This window comes from Saccharospirillum sp. HFRX-2 (assembly GCF_043196805.1).
In the GTDB taxonomy this organism is placed as follows: domain Bacteria; phylum Pseudomonadota; class Gammaproteobacteria; order Pseudomonadales; family Natronospirillaceae; genus Saccharospirillum.
In genome coordinates this window covers 95,619-108,930 of sequence record NZ_JBEBMU010000002.1, presented here as the reverse complement: position 1 = coordinate 108,930, position 13,312 = coordinate 95,619, and the positions used below count along the sequence as shown (strand labels likewise).

The following is a 13,312-nucleotide window of genomic DNA, read 5'->3' as shown; positions in this document are numbered from 1 at the left end:
GATTAACGCCGCGATAATAGCATGCTCTAGTCTTCCGCTACTGGAACGGCGAGTTGCTCATCCAGCTTGTCCAGCAACCGACGCATTTCATTCAGCCGCTGATGCACCTGCTCAAGCTCTTCATCGGTGACCGCTTCATAGCCGCGCCACAAACCCCAGCCGTAACCCCAGCGATAACCAGTTGGCCAATATGGCGAGCCGCCAACGCGGACACCAGCGAGCATGATCTCACCGATTTCTTCTGCACCAATGTCGGCCACACACTGGCGTAATTCTTCATCGGCCTGGCGTCGTTCATCGCGCGTGCCACCCATCCAGTAAGCCAGGTCATGGGCGATACAGCAGTCGAGCCAGAGCGATTGCTGGCGCGGCGTGCCGTCGGGAAAAACGCTGCAACCATCGGTGGTGAAGGGTTTCAATTCATCGGCGTTGGTACTGACTGATGCCAACAACAAACTGCCCACAAGCCACCAGCGTTTCATGCGTTCAATCTCAGTCGCAACACATGCTGAGGTCCGGCTGCGCCACCGAGATACAACTCGCCGTCATCTTCAAAACCAGCCAGACGATACAGATGATAAGCCGCCAGGTTGCGCTGATTGACCGTCAGGACAATCGCCGGGTGCTGGTAATAATGTTGTTTCAGATAAGGCACCAAGGCCGCGCCGGTTGCCTTACCCAAACCCTGGCCCTGAAAGCGCTGATCAATCAAAAAGGAGCGCAATCCCAACTCGCCCGGTTCGGCGAAGTCGTAAAACTGACTGTAGGCGGTATCGATATTACAGAAACCGACCGGCTGGTTATCGCGTTCAATAAAATGGAAATGGTCGGTGGGTTGGGCGGCGTCCAGAATGTCATCCAGGGTGCCAACAAACTCGCGTTGCGCTTCGGCCACACTCAAGGTGCGGGCGTCGTCCCAATCGGCGGGGGTTAATCTGCGTAGAGTGATCATCATGATGTACTGCAAAACATTCGCTTCTGTTTTACCACAGAAGGGTCCTTTGGCGCCAAGGGACGGCCTGAGCCGGGAACCAGTTCAGCACCAAAGCCCCATCCGAAAATAAGCAGTATCACCCTTATAAAAACGCTCGCCTTCCACCTGCAAACCAAAGCGCTGGTAAAAACCCTGAGCCGTCTCCCGCGCATCACACCAGAAATAATGAACCGACTGAGATCGAAGCTGGGTCAACAGCTGAGACAGCATCGCTGTACCAATGCCCTGCCTCTGGAATGCCGGCAAGGTAGCGAATTTGCGTAAGCGCGCTTCATTGCCGTGGTAATAAACAGAAGCGACAGAGACCAGTTGGTCACCGACAAAGCCACCCAAATGCCAGCCTGACTCGTCTCCCTCAACCCGACAAAAAGACTCCGGCTTATCCGGCCACAACACTTGATGGCGGACAGGGAGAACCTGTTGCCAGGATACCGACTGGAGTATTAACGCAATCTCTGTCACCTCGGTTACCTCGAATACACGGGTTATAAGTGGTTCGCAGCGGGCTCAAAATGAACTCATGATCAGCCGATCAAAATTCTTATCCGACAACCAACGACGCAACCACAACAACGGTTTGGCAAGATACCCACCCACATAACGTGCCTTGGGTTTTGGTGTTTTAATCGCCTTCATGACTAACTCGGTGATCACCGCGGCCGGTGGCAGTTTGGTCATGCGCGATTGCGCATCAGCGAACGACTGAACCAGCTTTTGGTACGGACCTTGGCCAGAGTGGCGCTGGGCTTCATCGATAGCAATGCCGCCCCATTCGGTTTCGATGCCGCCCGGCTCTATCACCACCACCTTAATGCCAAAACGGCTGACTTCATTGCGCAGCACATCGGACCACCCCTCGAGTGCGAACTTGGAAGCGTGATACCAGCCGCCCATTGGCGTCGCTATCTTTCCACCAATGGATGAAACATTAATGATAATTCCCGATTTCTGTTGACGCAGCGTCGGCAGACACAGCTGGGTTAACCGGGCCAGTCCAAAGAGATTGACCTCCATCTGTCGGCGCGCCAGCTCCATCGGCACCTCTTCCAACGCACCGTACTGCCCATAACCGGCGCAGTTGATCAACACATCAAGCCGTCCACTTTCCTGAAGCAATTGCTCGACACCGGCAGTGATGGAAGCCTCGTCCGTCATATCCATCGCCAGGCCGATACCGCCCTGATCAATAATGGGTTGCAGTCGGTCGGTACGTCGACCGGCGCCATAGACCCGATAGCCTTCTGCCAACAGTCGCAGCGCAAAATCTTTGCCCATGCCTGAAGTCGCTCCGGTTATCAAAGCGACCGGTTGCTTATTTGCAGTGTTCATCCAGATTCCTCCGTTGCTGGTTATCAAAACAGCAGCACTGTAATCTGTAGGGAAACCCCACAGTCAACAGAACCTGAACAGGAGCAAAGCAATGTTTATTGGCGAGTTGGCAAAGCTGGCTGGGCTGTCAAAAGATGGCATCCGTCACTATGAAGAACTGGGTATTATCCGCTCACATCCCAGGACGGCCGGCAGTCGTACCTACCGCGATTATGACGCCAGTTGCCTCGGTCGTATTGAGCAAGCCCGCCAGGCTCAGCAGTTAGGGTTATCACTTAAGGAAATCGGCCCGCTGCTGGACACCGTCGGTGACAGGGAACTTAGCCGGGAAGAAACGGTTGAGTTTCTGCAGGAGCGGCTGGCGGTTGTGCAGGAAAAAATTAATGGATTACGTGACATTGAGCGCTTTATCCAACAAAAGCTGGAGCGCTATCAACCCCGCTAAAACACCGTCAGACCGGAACCCAATATTTTTCAATCGAACAATCAGTTCCACTAAAACTCTTTAGTTTGAAAAATATTCGACCATCTAGCTTGCCTGATATCGGTTTGCTGTTAGTATCGATGTTCAATTGAACATCACATAATAACAACTGACCGGGCGAGTCCTGCCAAGATGTTCAATGCCCTGCATGGTTTTACCATGTCGCGTGGGCCGCCCGACGGAGAACAATAATGACCCTGCGTAACAAACTGCTCCCCGGCATCGCGCCATCTGCCCCTGCATTGGCAGCCGCCCTCTTGTTTGGTTTGATCAGCAGTCCGGCTCACGCCGATTGCGAACGTGGCGCGCTCGATACCCTGTACTGCGACGAAAACGGCGATATGGTCGCCGATGCTCCGACCGACGAATCCCAGTGGGTGGATCCCGACACCCTGATTTTCGCCTACACCCCGGTTGAAGACCCAGCCATTTATTCCGATATCTGGCAGCCCTTTATCGAACATCTGTCGGATGTGACTGGCAAAGACGTGCGTTTCTTTGCGGTACAGTCCAACGCCGCTCAGGTTGAAGCCATGCGCAGCGGTCGTCTGCACATCGCTGGTTTTTCCACCGGTCCGACGCCCTTCGCTGTGAACCTCGCCGGCGCGGTTCCGTTCGCGCTGATGGGCTCCGATTCCGGTCAGTTCGGTTACACCCTCCAAGTTTATACTCATGTCGATTCCGACATTCATGAAATCACCGATCTGAAAGGCAAGCGTGTGGCTCACACCTCGCCGACCTCCAACTCCGGCAACCAGGCACCGCGTGCGCTGTTCCCGGAAATGGGTGTGGTACCGGGCGAAGACTATGAAATCCTGTTCTCGGGCAGCCACGATCAGTCAATGCTGGGCGTAGTCGCCAAAGATTACGACGCCGCTCCGGTTGCCTCGGAAGTGGTTGAGCGTATGGCCGCTCGCGGTTTGTACGATGAAGCCGATGTGCGCTTGGTGTGGGAGTCCGATCGCTTCCCAACCACCTCTTACAACTACGCCTACAACCTGCATCCCGATCTGGTCGAAAAAATCCGCGAAGCCTTCTACAGCTTCGAATTTGCCGGCACCGAACTGGGTGAAGAATTTGAAGGCGTGGAAACCTTTATCCCGATCAACTACCAGCAACACTGGCGTGTCATCCGCACCATTCAGGCGTCCAACGGTGTGCAGTACACCCGCGACAATCTGCAATAGACAATCGGCAATAAAAGACCCGTTTAAATAAGAAAACCAAGGTGCTTCCGACGTGGTCGGAAGCACCATCGGGAGTGAATCAGATGTTAGAAATTAGCAACCTCGTCAAGCGCTACGGGCACAACGACCCGGTGCTCAAAGGCCTCGATTTGAAGGTCGACGGCAGCAGCGTAGTGTCCATTGTCGGCGCTTCGGGCGCGGGTAAAAGCACCTTGCTGCGCTGCATCAATCGATTGGTCGAACCGACCTCGGGTTCGATCAAACTCAACGGTAACGAACTGGTCAATCTGCGCGGCAGCGAATTACGTCACTCGCGCCGCCGTATCGGCATGGTGTTCCAAGGCTTCAACCTGATTGACCGTTTAACGGTAATGGAAAACGTGCTGTCTGGTCGCCTCGGTTATGTGTCGTTTTTTCAGGCGCTGACGCGACGTTTTCCGCAAGCCGATATCAACCGCGCTTTTCACCTGATGGAGCGCGTGGGTATTGCCCATTACGCCGATAAACGCGCCGATCAATTGTCCGGTGGGGAACGTCAGCGGGTTGCAGTAGTACGCGCTTTGATGCAAGAGCCAGAGATTCTATTGGCCGACGAACCAACTGCTTCACTCGACCCGAAAACCTCGCAACAAATTATGAGTCTGCTGCAACGTCTGGCCAGTGAAATGTCACTGCCAGTGTTAATCAATATTCATAACGTGACGCAAGCGCGGATGTACACCGACCGCATTGTTGGCATGCGTCACGGTCAGATGATTTTTGATGGTGCGCCCAAAGATTTTAATCAGGACGCACTGGATGCCATCTATGGCGGTATTGAATCGCCCGATGAAGACAATGGCGAGTCAGACTCCGCCGAAGATCAAACCGAGGGAGCTCTGGTATGACTGACCTGAAAACGGCAGCCAGCGGCGCGCCCAATCGGGTCTGGAAAAAGCCACCCTTTATCGCCAATCCCTGGGTGCGCTATGGCTTGATTGCCGTCACGCTCTGTTATCTGTACTGGGCTTTTTCAACCTTACCCTTCAACTGGGAACGCATTGCCGAAGGTTTGCCTCGTGCCGGCCGAATTTTCGGCGGCGCTTTTCCGCCCAGTTTTGAGCGCGGCGGTTTGCTCTGGACCGGCTTTAAAGAAAGTTTCCAGATTGCCTTCTTGGCAACGCTGTTAGGCGTGTCTTTATCGTTGCCCATCGCCGTTATGGCGGCGCGCAATGTTGCGCCCCTGCCGGTTTATTTACTCGGCCGCACACTGATCATCGTGTCGCGCAGTTTCCATCCGGTCATCGTCGCCATCTTGTTTGTTGCCGCTGTCGGCTTTGGTCCTTTGGCGGGCATTCTGACGCTAACGCTCTATTCGATTGGTTTTGTCGCCAAATTACTGGCCGAAGAAATCGAAGAGATCGACTGGGGCCAGGTGGAAGCCATGCGTTCAGTCGGCGCCGGTTATTTAAAGATGCTTATTTACGGGATTTTCCCGCAGATCATGCCGCGTCAAATCGGCCTGGCCATGTACCAGCTCGACAGTAATCTGCGCGCTTCGGCGGTGGTTGGCATTGTCGGCGCAGGCGGCATCGGCGGCACCCTGATGAATGCCTTCGGTCGTTACGACTACGATTTCGCCTTTGCCATCTTGCTGATGATCATCGGCATTATTTTGATCAGTGAAGCCATCAGCGGCTGGGTGAGGAAAAAAGTATGGTAGATCAAGCTGCAATTCTGGCCGATCGCGTCTGGTCACGCTACAGCCGCAAACAACAGTTCACCCGCTACGCCGTTTATCTGGTCACCTTGATTGCTGTTGTCTGGGCACTCCAGGACATCGATATTTTCTGGCCCTGGGTGTGGGATGCGCCGAACCAAATCCAGAACCTGGCGGTGCGTATGTGGCCGCCGGCCTTCAACACCTGGAACGAGATCTTCCGCGCCATGCTGGAGACCGTTCATATCGCCACGCTGTCCACGGCGTTAACCATCTTTATTGCCTTACCTGTGTCTTATATTGCCGCGCAAAACACCACACCGAACAAAGCCACGCTCTGGTTGGGTCGTTTTATTCTGGTGTCAAGCCGGTCGGTTAACACCATTATCTGGGCGCTGCTATTTGTGGCGATTTTTGGTCCGGGCGTTTTGGCCGGTATTCTGGCGGTGATGTTCCGCTCCATCGGTTTTATTGGCAAATTGATGGGTGAAGCCATCGAGGAAATTGACCGTCGCCCGGTGGAAGCCATGGAAGCGACGGGTGCCAGCAAGATGAAGGTGGTGCTCTATGCCATTGTGCCTCAGGTAATGCCGGCGTTTTTCGCCATCATTATTTTGCGCTGGGATATCAACATCCGTGAATCCACGGTGCTCGGTCTGGTCGGCGCTGGCGGCATCGGCGTGTTGCTGCAAGGTTCGATCGATCTGTTCGCCTGGCAGACCGTCGCCACCATTTTGCTGGCCATTGTGGTGCTGGTGGTCTTGGGCGAATCGGTCACCAGCGCGCTGCGCAAGAAGGTGATTTGATCCTGGCGCTGATCACTCGCGGTAATGAGTGGTCGGCGCCAAATCATGAATTGGAAAGCCGTAACGATGTTGAATACTATCAATCTCGCCGACGCCGACATTCTGTTTACCGATGTCGACGATACCCTGACCACCCAGGGCCGACTGTTACCAGAAACCTATATGGCGATTTGCCGTCTGGCTGAGGCTGGTATCCAGGTAATTCCGGTTACCGGTGGTTGCGCCGGTTGGTGTGATCAGATTATCCGCACCTGGCCGGTTACGGCGGTGATCGGTGAAGGCGGCGCTTTTTATGCGTCGCGTTCCGGGCCACAAACAGTTGATTGGCAGTTCTGGGACGAGGCGTCATCACACCGACATGACCAGTCTGCCATTCTGGCTGAAGTAGCGAAGCTGGATTTAGGCTTTGAGGTAAAGCTCGCCAGCGATCAGGCGTTTCGTTACGTCGATGTCGCGCTGGACTACAACCAGCAGCAATCACTGAGCCCGGAACAGGTGACACGGGTGCGCGATGCGCTGCTGGAGTGTGGCTTTAATGTCCGGCAAAGTTCGATTCATCTGAACGTTTGGCGCGGCGATTTCGACAAGGCGACGATGGCGATGCGAGTCGGTCGTGAATTGCTCGGCCTGGATGCGCAAGCACTGCAACAACGTGCTGTCTTTATTGGCGACGCACCCAACGATGAATGCATGTTCCGCGATTTTCCACTGAGCATCGGCGTGGCCAATATTGGCAAACACCTATCGGTAATGACGTCTCAACCAGCCGCCATTACCGATCAACCCTCGGGCCTGGGTTTTGCCGAAATGGCGGACGTCTGGCTGCAACAGCGTACCGCCGCCGTACCCAGCCGACTCGCTTAATACCAGGAAGGACCAACTGATCGTGTACCGGATTCAATGAGCGCCAAAGAACGACAGCACAGCATTCTGCAATGGGTGCATGAGCAAAAGCATGTCGAAGTTGAAGACATCGCCCAGCGTTTTGGCGTGACCACCCAAACCGTTCGTCGTGATATCAACAAGCTGTGCGAACAGGGTTTATTGCGTCGTCGCTATGGCGGTGTCAGCTTACCGACGACAACGGTTAACCCGGCGCCGGGCGATGGCCTGGTTCGCAACGAGCAAACCAAACGCTTAATGGCAGCGCGGCTGGCGGCCGACATACCCGAAGGTTCCACCGTCAGCTTGGGTGTTGGCAGTACCATCGAGCTTGTCGCCCAGGCGCTGACACATCATCAATCGCTGCGCATTCTCACCAATAACCTCAGTGTGGCATCGGCGTTATCGAGTAATTCCGGCATCGAAGTCATCGTCTCCGGCGGCCAATACCGGCACAAGGATCACGATGTGGTCGGCCCCGAAGTCACCAACTTTTTCAGCTCCTTTATTACCGACTTCGGCATCATCAGCACCGGCAGCATGGACTTGAAAAACGGTCTGATGGATTACGACATTCGCGAAGCCGAAGTCAGCCGTGCCATCATCGCTAACACCCGCTCGCGAATGCTGGTAGCCGACAACAGCAAGTGGACACTGAATTCACACTGCAAAGTGGCTTCGTTCAAATACGTCGATCGGTTTTACACCGATGTCATGCCCGAACAAAAACGCATCGCCCTGCCCGACTCCATCGAAATCATTGAATCGGGACAGGCCAGCGACGACGTTGATCAGGACGATTCGGTTTCCGCTACCAGCCTGTCATAACCAGCACGACTACTTCATCATCGCGGTCAGCTTCAGCCGCTCGTCCCTATGAGTAATGACCGGAATAATACGACTGGCCACCAGCCAGGCGATGCCAAAAGCCAGTAAACCCAACCATTCGAAGAAGAAGATATAACGCGGAAAGTGCTCGTCCAGGTATTCCTCAAACCCCAGATAAGCGAGCATAAAAACAATAGCCAGGCCGATACCGACCAGACAGACACGATAAATCAGGCTGCGAATACCGGCCTCACGGTAGGTGCCACCTTTATTTTTTGCAGTGCAGCTGAACGACCAGCAAAAATACGCCAGAACCGCGAACAACACCGCAGCGGCGAGGTAATGCACGACCCCAACCCAGGTCGCTAAAGTGTCGGGTGCGCTGACACCCGCCGTCGGAAATAACGCAATGCATACAGCGCTGACCGCAGCTAGTTTACTAAGAGTGGATTGCCTTGCATGGTCACCATTATAGGCAAATAAAAACGCTGCCATGGCAAAGAGTGAACCGACAAACACATCTCTGGCCGCGCCATCGTCATGGTAGGAAGCGCTGATGGACCCGAGCGGATTGCCGGTGGTCAGCACAATAACGAACAGCGGCAACAATAAGGCAATTAAGCCAACAATCAGCCGCAATACATGATGATCGATTTCTTTCTGGTGATTTCCCTTGGTCATGGTCATAGAGCCTCCTGGCTGCAACCAATAATCGATAACTACTTTAGGTGAGATTCAGAGTTATGCACTTCAGCGTCCCTGCCGAAATGCCCGGCTCGCTAGAGGAGCCGGGTGCGCTGTTTAGAAGCGGATGTGATGGAAATTAAATTTGTTGCCATCCAGATCCCGGAAATAACCACCGTAGAACTGCTCGCCTCGATAACCCGGCGCGCCGTCATCGCTCGCACCCAGCGATAACGCCAGCGCATGCATGCGATCGACCATCTCAGGACTGTCGGCTTTTAACGCCACCATGGTGCCATTACCCACGGTTGCAGGTTGCTTATCGAAGGGTTCGTTGACGATCAGTAACGGCGCTTTATCGCCAAACTGCCAAGCCACCAGTCGCTCCGTTTGGTAAGCCCGTTTTGCCGACAGGGCGGCAAAGAGTTGATCAAAAAAGGAAGTGGCTTTCGCCAGATCGTTGGTGCCAATAGTGAGGTAAGTGATCATCTTGGATCTCTCTTTCAGATTTATGCGAATTGGTTTTCCAAAGCTGAGTCGCCAACCCCTGGGTTGCTGCCACCTGGGTCGGCGCCTGATCAACAATCGGCTTAACAATGCGCATAAACACCTCCTTCTATTGGTCTATTGAAACGCAGGTGATTGCTACCTGCTCCGCCATACTGCCGCCTAGCGCTCAGAAATGCCATGTCAGGGTTGAAAAACCTCTTGCCGAGTCAACCTCTAACGGCACCTATTGGTATTCACACCCTCTGACGTGGCTAATGTTTTATGAACCTTGAACAGATTCAATCGGTATTGGATAACTGGACTGGGCTCAGCCTTTGGTTAGTGCTGGTCGCCGCCTGCCTGGGCTGGGTGCTCTATGATCTTCGCCACAGCAACCGCCACATCCCTTCAATGATGCAATGGGTCTGGGCGCTGACCGTGCTCTATTCTGGCCCCATCGGTCTGCTCTGTTATCGCTATTCCGGACGCAAACAAATCGCTACCGACAGTCTTGCTCGCAAAGGTCTGCGCTCGGTGGCGCACTGTTACTCCGGCTGTGGCGTTGGCGAGATTCTTGGTTTGATTATTTCGGTCGGGCTGTTTGCATTTGGCAATATCCCCGCCGCCATCATCACTTTTGTACTGGCTTATATTTTTGGCTTCGCGCTCAACATAGGGCCAATGATGCAAGGCGGCATGGCCTTCAAAGAAGCCTTCAAAGGCGCTTTCTTTGCCGAAACCATCAGCATCGCTGTAATGGAGACCGTTGCCATCACCACCGATATTTACCTGGGTGGGCAAGCCGGCATGAGCGACGCCCAGTTCTGGAGTTCGCTCTATATCTCACTCAGCCTGGGCCTGTTTGCAGCCTGGCCGGCGAACATCCTACTGATTTATTTCAATATTAAAGGCGGCATGGGTGACCCCAGAGAAGAGCACGCCCAACACGCTCATTGAGTATTGGCGTTGCTTATTTCTCAGGATAACCGTCGAGCTTAGGCGCAACCCTGATGCCATCTTCCCAATTAGCCCGGCTGGCCATAAACAGATGAGCGGTTGGCGCTGTATCGATCGGCTCATCCAGGCAACCGGCGGGAACGAGCACCATCCGCCCTTCTTTCATCACCGTCGGCACCGGCGAGCCACAATGGCTGCAAAAGGAGCGTGTATGACGGGTATCGGGCAGATTATAGGTTTTAATCAGCTCTTCACCGGACAACCAGGACACCGAAGCCGGACTGGCAAAGAGGTTGGACGCATGCGCCGAGCCCGTGCCTTTCTGGCAGTAATGACAATGGCAAAAGAAGAAGTGTTTGAATTCGCCTTCCAGCGTAAAGCGAACTTGATTACACAGGCAGGAGCCTTGGGTGTTCATCAGTGGGACCTTTTTATTATCGCTATTTAGCAATAGTGACCCCTATTTACAGCATGCTCAACAAGATGATGTTATGAAAAATCGTATTGGGCTGTTAAATCCAAACATCATCCTCGGCAGTCTTATCAGATTGCTCCTCGCCGGTATTCACAACGCCAGTCGGCTCGATAATTAATATCTTGGCTTCATGCTCTGCATAGGGTTTGTGCTCAACCCCTTTGGGGATCACATACATCTCGCCTTCTTTCAGGTCGACATACCCATCGCGAAAATCAATGCGCAACTCACCGTCCAACACAATAAAAGTTTCATCCGTCTCTTTATGATCGTGCCAGACAAAGTCACCTGCGACTTTGACCACTTTAAACTGGTAATCGTTCATCTGAGCAATCACTTTCGGTGACCAATGCTCATTGAACAGATTGAGTTTTTCGTGAAAGTTAATGGATTGATAGGTCATCTCAGCTCCTGTACGAAAATATCGATTTATTCCGTCGGCCCAGCATTCAAGACAAAGTCACGCCAGTGCTCCATTTCCGGTTGTGTACGATTCACATAGTGCGCGTATTGCAGACTAAGAATACCATTGCCGGCGTAGACATATTTAACCACCACACGCTGCGCCGGCCAGCCGGCACAGCCGTCGTCCCACCATTCGATGGTGATGTTGTAATCGGTTTTTTCGAGCAACTCAGCACCGAAGGACGGACAGTCTTGTTGCAGGCCCGCCAGAGTCTCATTAACAACCCCGTTGTACATCGACTGAGGTATTTCCTGATACATAAAGGTGATCAGTTCACTCCAGTCTTCCACGCTTTCATCATCGCGAACCCACTCGATAATGTACTGATCGGCTTGCTCGCGTTCATAGCCAACATGCCAGTTATGGGCTGGCGGGAAGATGATATCCCAGCTAGGCATGCTTTCCGCCAATGAAGCAGCCGGCAATAATAAAAGTAATACTTTTAGAAGATTTTTCATCACATCATCTATTTAAAATTGCATGAAACGGTGGTCATTATTCGCTGAATATAAACTCCCCATACCACCAGCATTTCCAATCCCGCTATCATTCGGCTTTGTATCAGTACTCGCTAGAAGATTTGAGCAGATTTCGTTATCAGTACTGGTTAGACAAGTAAGCCTCAATGTCGTCATGCCCCTGACTATTTGCTATCTCCAGCAAGGTTTCGTTATCTCTGGAGATCACATTGAGGTCAGCACCATGCTCCACCAGAAACTGGACACACTCCATATTGCCTTCGCTAACCGCCCATTGAATGGGATTGTAGGCCAACACGCCATAGGCATTGGAAACCGTCATCACATGGGCCTTATCGATGTCGCCACCGTATTCCAGTGCCATGGCCAGCATCTGCGTATTACATGTCGCCGAATAACCCACGACTGCAGAAAAACCAAAGGAGTTGGCTGCATTCACATCCGCACCCGAACGAATCAGAAACTCAGCCATGTCGTAATGCCCCATTTCGGAGGCGCGCAATAACGCCGTTCCGTAATAGGACACACGACCATCAATGTCCACGCCCTGAGCAAGGATATATTGAACAATCTCCAGGTTGCCAAATATGGTCGCATAAGCGAGTGCCTTGTTGATCTGGTTGGGCTGATACGGCGGGTCCAAATCTACATCACCTGCTTCAACAATGGTTTTTACCGCGGCTAAGTCGTGATTTCTGATAGCGGTGAAAAGCGCTTGTCTATGTTCCATTTGGCGGGCGGGTGACATAGCGCAACCGAGTAAAAGTCCGGATAGCACTATGACAGCGATAAGCGATTTATACATCGAAGGTTCCCTCTACTTCAGGCCAGCAACTAAAGCCGTACCTACAACACTGGGTGGTAAAGTATTCCAGCACAGAGAAGCTGGAACACACTGCATATACTGCTTAAAAATTACTATTCGTAAGCGGCGGATCAAATGGATAGTAAGGTGGCTTAAACCATGGAAAATCGATACGCGGACTTGATACTTCTTCTATCGTGAGCCGCTCTGCACTTAGTGGAATGGAATAGCTCGTCCCATCAAGTACAAATTCCGCAGTCACAGGAATTTGAGTTCGGTAGTTCATAATCGTAAAGGTGCCGGGCAACACTCGGGTGACCGTATGGGGGGTGAGCGCAATCACAGCTTCCTCAGCTTCCTCAGCTTCCTCAGCTTCCAAGGTAGAAATGCCTCTGCCGTAAATCACTTTAAAATCGGTCACCCGCCGTGGCGTATCGGTCAAATTCACCAGATAACCCGTGACCAGCGCCTGCGCTTCCAGGTCACTTGGGCCTAACCAACCCATCGACTGCTGCAACGAGTAAAACGCACTGACTTTCTTATCGTGATCCAGCCAGACTTCCACTCCGACCTCCCCTTCAATCACCCAACTGACCGAACTGTAATACTTGGAGTAATAGGTAGTTTCACGAACGCCGTCTTTGAAGGTGGTGGTGGTCATATTGTTCGCCGAGTGAGTGGCACAGCCAGCCGCGAATACAATAACGAACAGGCAAAGCGCTAATTTCGAGATGTTCATGAGTCCCTC

Annotated in this window: 19 protein-coding genes; 8 read left to right on the top strand and 11 right to left on the bottom strand. The window is 52.9% G+C overall.

Annotation, left to right across the window (positions count from 1 at the left end; translation table 11 throughout):
* Nucleotides 1-26 precede the first annotated feature (26 nt).
* The 4 genes from ABMA60_RS07070 to ABMA60_RS07055 all read right to left on the bottom strand — a co-directional run bounded on the left by ABMA60_RS07070 (nucleotide 27) and on the right by ABMA60_RS07055 (nucleotide 2,323).
* The gene (locus ABMA60_RS07070; RefSeq protein WP_392800757.1) at nucleotides 27-482 is read right to left on the bottom strand and encodes an FAD-binding oxidoreductase; all 456 of its coding nucleotides are present in this window, start codon (nucleotides 480-482) and stop codon (nucleotides 27-29) included.
* On the bottom strand, nucleotides 479-955 hold the full coding sequence (locus tag ABMA60_RS07065) for a GNAT family N-acetyltransferase (protein WP_392800754.1): 477 nt from the start codon (nucleotides 953-955) through the stop codon (nucleotides 479-481). Before ABMA60_RS07065 ends, ABMA60_RS07070 begins: the two co-directional genes overlap by 4 nt.
* 81 nt (nucleotides 956-1,036) lie before the next feature.
* The gene (locus ABMA60_RS07060; RefSeq protein WP_392800750.1) at nucleotides 1,037-1,456 is read right to left on the bottom strand and encodes a GNAT family N-acetyltransferase; all 420 of its coding nucleotides are present in this window, start codon (nucleotides 1,454-1,456) and stop codon (nucleotides 1,037-1,039) included.
* 45 nt (nucleotides 1,457-1,501) lie between these two features.
* Complete coding sequence (locus ABMA60_RS07055; RefSeq protein ID WP_392800747.1) at nucleotides 1,502-2,323, bottom strand: oxidoreductase; 822 nt, start codon at nucleotides 2,321-2,323, stop codon at nucleotides 1,502-1,504.
* A gap of 91 nt (nucleotides 2,324-2,414) precedes the next feature.
* Between ABMA60_RS07055 and ABMA60_RS07050 the strand changes: the two genes are divergently transcribed.
* The 7 genes from ABMA60_RS07050 (at nucleotide 2,415) to ABMA60_RS07020 (ending at nucleotide 8,209) form a co-directional block, all read left to right on the top strand.
* Nucleotides 2,415-2,768, top strand: coding sequence for a MerR family transcriptional regulator (locus ABMA60_RS07050; protein ID WP_392800743.1), 354 nt, complete (start codon nucleotides 2,415-2,417; stop codon nucleotides 2,766-2,768).
* Nucleotides 2,769-2,998: 230 nt separating this feature from the next.
* Nucleotides 2,999-3,994 carry a phosphate/phosphite/phosphonate ABC transporter substrate-binding protein gene (gene phnD, locus ABMA60_RS07045; RefSeq protein ID WP_392800741.1) on the top strand — a complete coding sequence of 332 codons (996 nt, stop codon included), beginning with the start codon at nucleotides 2,999-3,001 and terminating at the stop codon, nucleotides 3,992-3,994.
* A gap of 83 nt (nucleotides 3,995-4,077) precedes the next feature.
* Entirely contained in the window at nucleotides 4,078-4,881 is an 804-nt protein-coding gene (gene phnC / locus ABMA60_RS07040) for a phosphonate ABC transporter ATP-binding protein (RefSeq protein WP_392800738.1), read from the top strand.
* A complete protein-coding gene (phnE, locus tag ABMA60_RS07035; RefSeq protein ID WP_392800734.1) occupies nucleotides 4,878-5,696 on the top strand; it encodes a phosphonate ABC transporter, permease protein PhnE in 819 nt (272 codons plus the stop codon). The genes phnC and phnE (ABMA60_RS07035) overlap by 4 nt, the downstream gene beginning before the upstream one ends.
* Nucleotides 5,690-6,499 (top strand): phosphonate ABC transporter, permease protein PhnE, encoded by an 810-nt coding sequence (gene phnE / locus ABMA60_RS07030; protein WP_392800731.1) that lies wholly within the window; start codon nucleotides 5,690-5,692, stop codon nucleotides 6,497-6,499. Before phnE (ABMA60_RS07035) ends, phnE (ABMA60_RS07030) begins: the two co-directional genes overlap by 7 nt.
* A gap of 45 nt (nucleotides 6,500-6,544) precedes the next feature.
* A complete protein-coding gene (locus ABMA60_RS07025; protein WP_392800729.1) occupies nucleotides 6,545-7,363 on the top strand; it encodes an HAD-IIB family hydrolase in 819 nt (272 codons plus the stop codon).
* Between the two features lie 36 nt (nucleotides 7,364-7,399).
* Entirely contained in the window at nucleotides 7,400-8,209 is an 810-nt protein-coding gene (locus tag ABMA60_RS07020; RefSeq protein WP_392800726.1) for a DeoR/GlpR family DNA-binding transcription regulator, read from the top strand.
* Nucleotides 8,210-8,218: 9 nt separating this feature from the next.
* Here the strand turns inward: ABMA60_RS07020 and ABMA60_RS07015 are convergent, their stop codons facing one another.
* Nucleotides 8,219-8,896 carry a hypothetical protein gene (locus ABMA60_RS07015; protein WP_392800723.1) on the bottom strand — a complete coding sequence of 226 codons (678 nt, stop codon included), beginning with the start codon at nucleotides 8,894-8,896 and terminating at the stop codon, nucleotides 8,219-8,221.
* Nucleotides 8,897-9,010: 114 nt separating this feature from the next.
* Nucleotides 9,011-9,382: a VOC family protein gene (locus ABMA60_RS07010; RefSeq protein ID WP_392800721.1), complete on the bottom strand. Its 372-nt coding sequence runs from the start codon at nucleotides 9,380-9,382 to the stop codon at nucleotides 9,011-9,013.
* 282 nt (nucleotides 9,383-9,664) lie between these two features.
* On the opposite strand from ABMA60_RS07010, the gene ABMA60_RS07005 reads away from it, so the two are divergent.
* Nucleotides 9,665-10,339: a DUF4396 domain-containing protein gene (locus ABMA60_RS07005; RefSeq protein WP_392800718.1), complete on the top strand. Its 675-nt coding sequence runs from the start codon at nucleotides 9,665-9,667 to the stop codon at nucleotides 10,337-10,339.
* Between the two features lie 13 nt (nucleotides 10,340-10,352).
* Here ABMA60_RS07005 and ABMA60_RS07000 read toward each other — a convergent pair whose 3' ends face one another.
* From ABMA60_RS07000 to ABMA60_RS06980, 5 genes are all read right to left on the bottom strand, one after another.
* On the bottom strand, nucleotides 10,353-10,757 hold the full coding sequence (locus tag ABMA60_RS07000) for a GFA family protein (RefSeq protein ID WP_392800715.1): 405 nt from the start codon (nucleotides 10,755-10,757) through the stop codon (nucleotides 10,353-10,355).
* A gap of 94 nt (nucleotides 10,758-10,851) precedes the next feature.
* The gene (locus tag ABMA60_RS06995; RefSeq protein WP_392800712.1) at nucleotides 10,852-11,217 is read right to left on the bottom strand and encodes a cupin domain-containing protein; all 366 of its coding nucleotides are present in this window, start codon (nucleotides 11,215-11,217) and stop codon (nucleotides 10,852-10,854) included.
* A gap of 26 nt (nucleotides 11,218-11,243) precedes the next feature.
* Nucleotides 11,244-11,678, bottom strand: coding sequence for a hypothetical protein (locus tag ABMA60_RS06990; protein WP_392800709.1), 435 nt, complete (start codon nucleotides 11,676-11,678; stop codon nucleotides 11,244-11,246).
* Between the two features lie 199 nt (nucleotides 11,679-11,877).
* Nucleotides 11,878-12,564 carry an ankyrin repeat domain-containing protein gene (locus ABMA60_RS06985; protein WP_392800707.1) on the bottom strand — a complete coding sequence of 229 codons (687 nt, stop codon included), beginning with the start codon at nucleotides 12,562-12,564 and terminating at the stop codon, nucleotides 11,878-11,880.
* Nucleotides 12,565-12,667: 103 nt separating this feature from the next.
* Nucleotides 12,668-13,225: a hypothetical protein gene (locus tag ABMA60_RS06980; protein WP_392800704.1), complete on the bottom strand. Its 558-nt coding sequence runs from the start codon at nucleotides 13,223-13,225 to the stop codon at nucleotides 12,668-12,670.
* Between the last annotated feature and the right edge of the window lie 87 nt (nucleotides 13,226-13,312).

Coding starts and splice junctions, on each gene's coding strand:
- ABMA60_RS07010 (WP_392800721.1), bottom strand. CDS start 9,382: ATGATCACTTACCTCACTATTGGCACCAACGATCTGGCGAAAGCCACT.
- ABMA60_RS07015 (WP_392800723.1), bottom strand. CDS start 8,896: ATGACCATGACCAAGGGAAATCACCAGAAAGAAATCGATCATCATGTA.
- phnC (WP_392800738.1), top strand. CDS start 4,078: ATGTTAGAAATTAGCAACCTCGTCAAGCGCTACGGGCACAACGACCCG.
- phnE (WP_392800731.1), top strand. CDS start 5,690: ATGGTAGATCAAGCTGCAATTCTGGCCGATCGCGTCTGGTCACGCTAC.
- ABMA60_RS07005 (WP_392800718.1), top strand. CDS start 9,665: ATGAACCTTGAACAGATTCAATCGGTATTGGATAACTGGACTGGGCTC.
- ABMA60_RS06990 (WP_392800709.1), bottom strand. CDS start 11,678: ATGCCTAGCTGGGATATCATCTTCCCGCCAGCCCATAACTGGCATGTT.
- ABMA60_RS06980 (WP_392800704.1), bottom strand. CDS start 13,225: ATGACCACCACCACCTTCAAAGACGGCGTTCGTGAAACTACCTATTAC.
- ABMA60_RS07000 (WP_392800715.1), bottom strand. CDS start 10,757: ATGAACACCCAAGGCTCCTGCCTGTGTAATCAAGTTCGCTTTACGCTG.
- phnE (WP_392800734.1), top strand. CDS start 4,878: ATGACTGACCTGAAAACGGCAGCCAGCGGCGCGCCCAATCGGGTCTGG.
- ABMA60_RS07020 (WP_392800726.1), top strand. CDS start 7,400: ATGAGCGCCAAAGAACGACAGCACAGCATTCTGCAATGGGTGCATGAG.
- ABMA60_RS07050 (WP_392800743.1), top strand. CDS start 2,415: ATGTTTATTGGCGAGTTGGCAAAGCTGGCTGGGCTGTCAAAAGATGGC.
- ABMA60_RS06985 (WP_392800707.1), bottom strand. CDS start 12,564: ATGTATAAATCGCTTATCGCTGTCATAGTGCTATCCGGACTTTTACTC.
- ABMA60_RS07065 (WP_392800754.1), bottom strand. CDS start 955: ATGATGATCACTCTACGCAGATTAACCCCCGCCGATTGGGACGACGCC.
- ABMA60_RS07025 (WP_392800729.1), top strand. CDS start 6,545: ATGAATTGGAAAGCCGTAACGATGTTGAATACTATCAATCTCGCCGAC.
- ABMA60_RS07055 (WP_392800747.1), bottom strand. CDS start 2,323: ATGAACACTGCAAATAAGCAACCGGTCGCTTTGATAACCGGAGCGACT.
- ABMA60_RS07070 (WP_392800757.1), bottom strand. CDS start 482: ATGAAACGCTGGTGGCTTGTGGGCAGTTTGTTGTTGGCATCAGTCAGT.
- phnD (WP_392800741.1), top strand. CDS start 2,999: ATGACCCTGCGTAACAAACTGCTCCCCGGCATCGCGCCATCTGCCCCT.
- ABMA60_RS06995 (WP_392800712.1), bottom strand. CDS start 11,217: ATGACCTATCAATCCATTAACTTTCACGAAAAACTCAATCTGTTCAAT.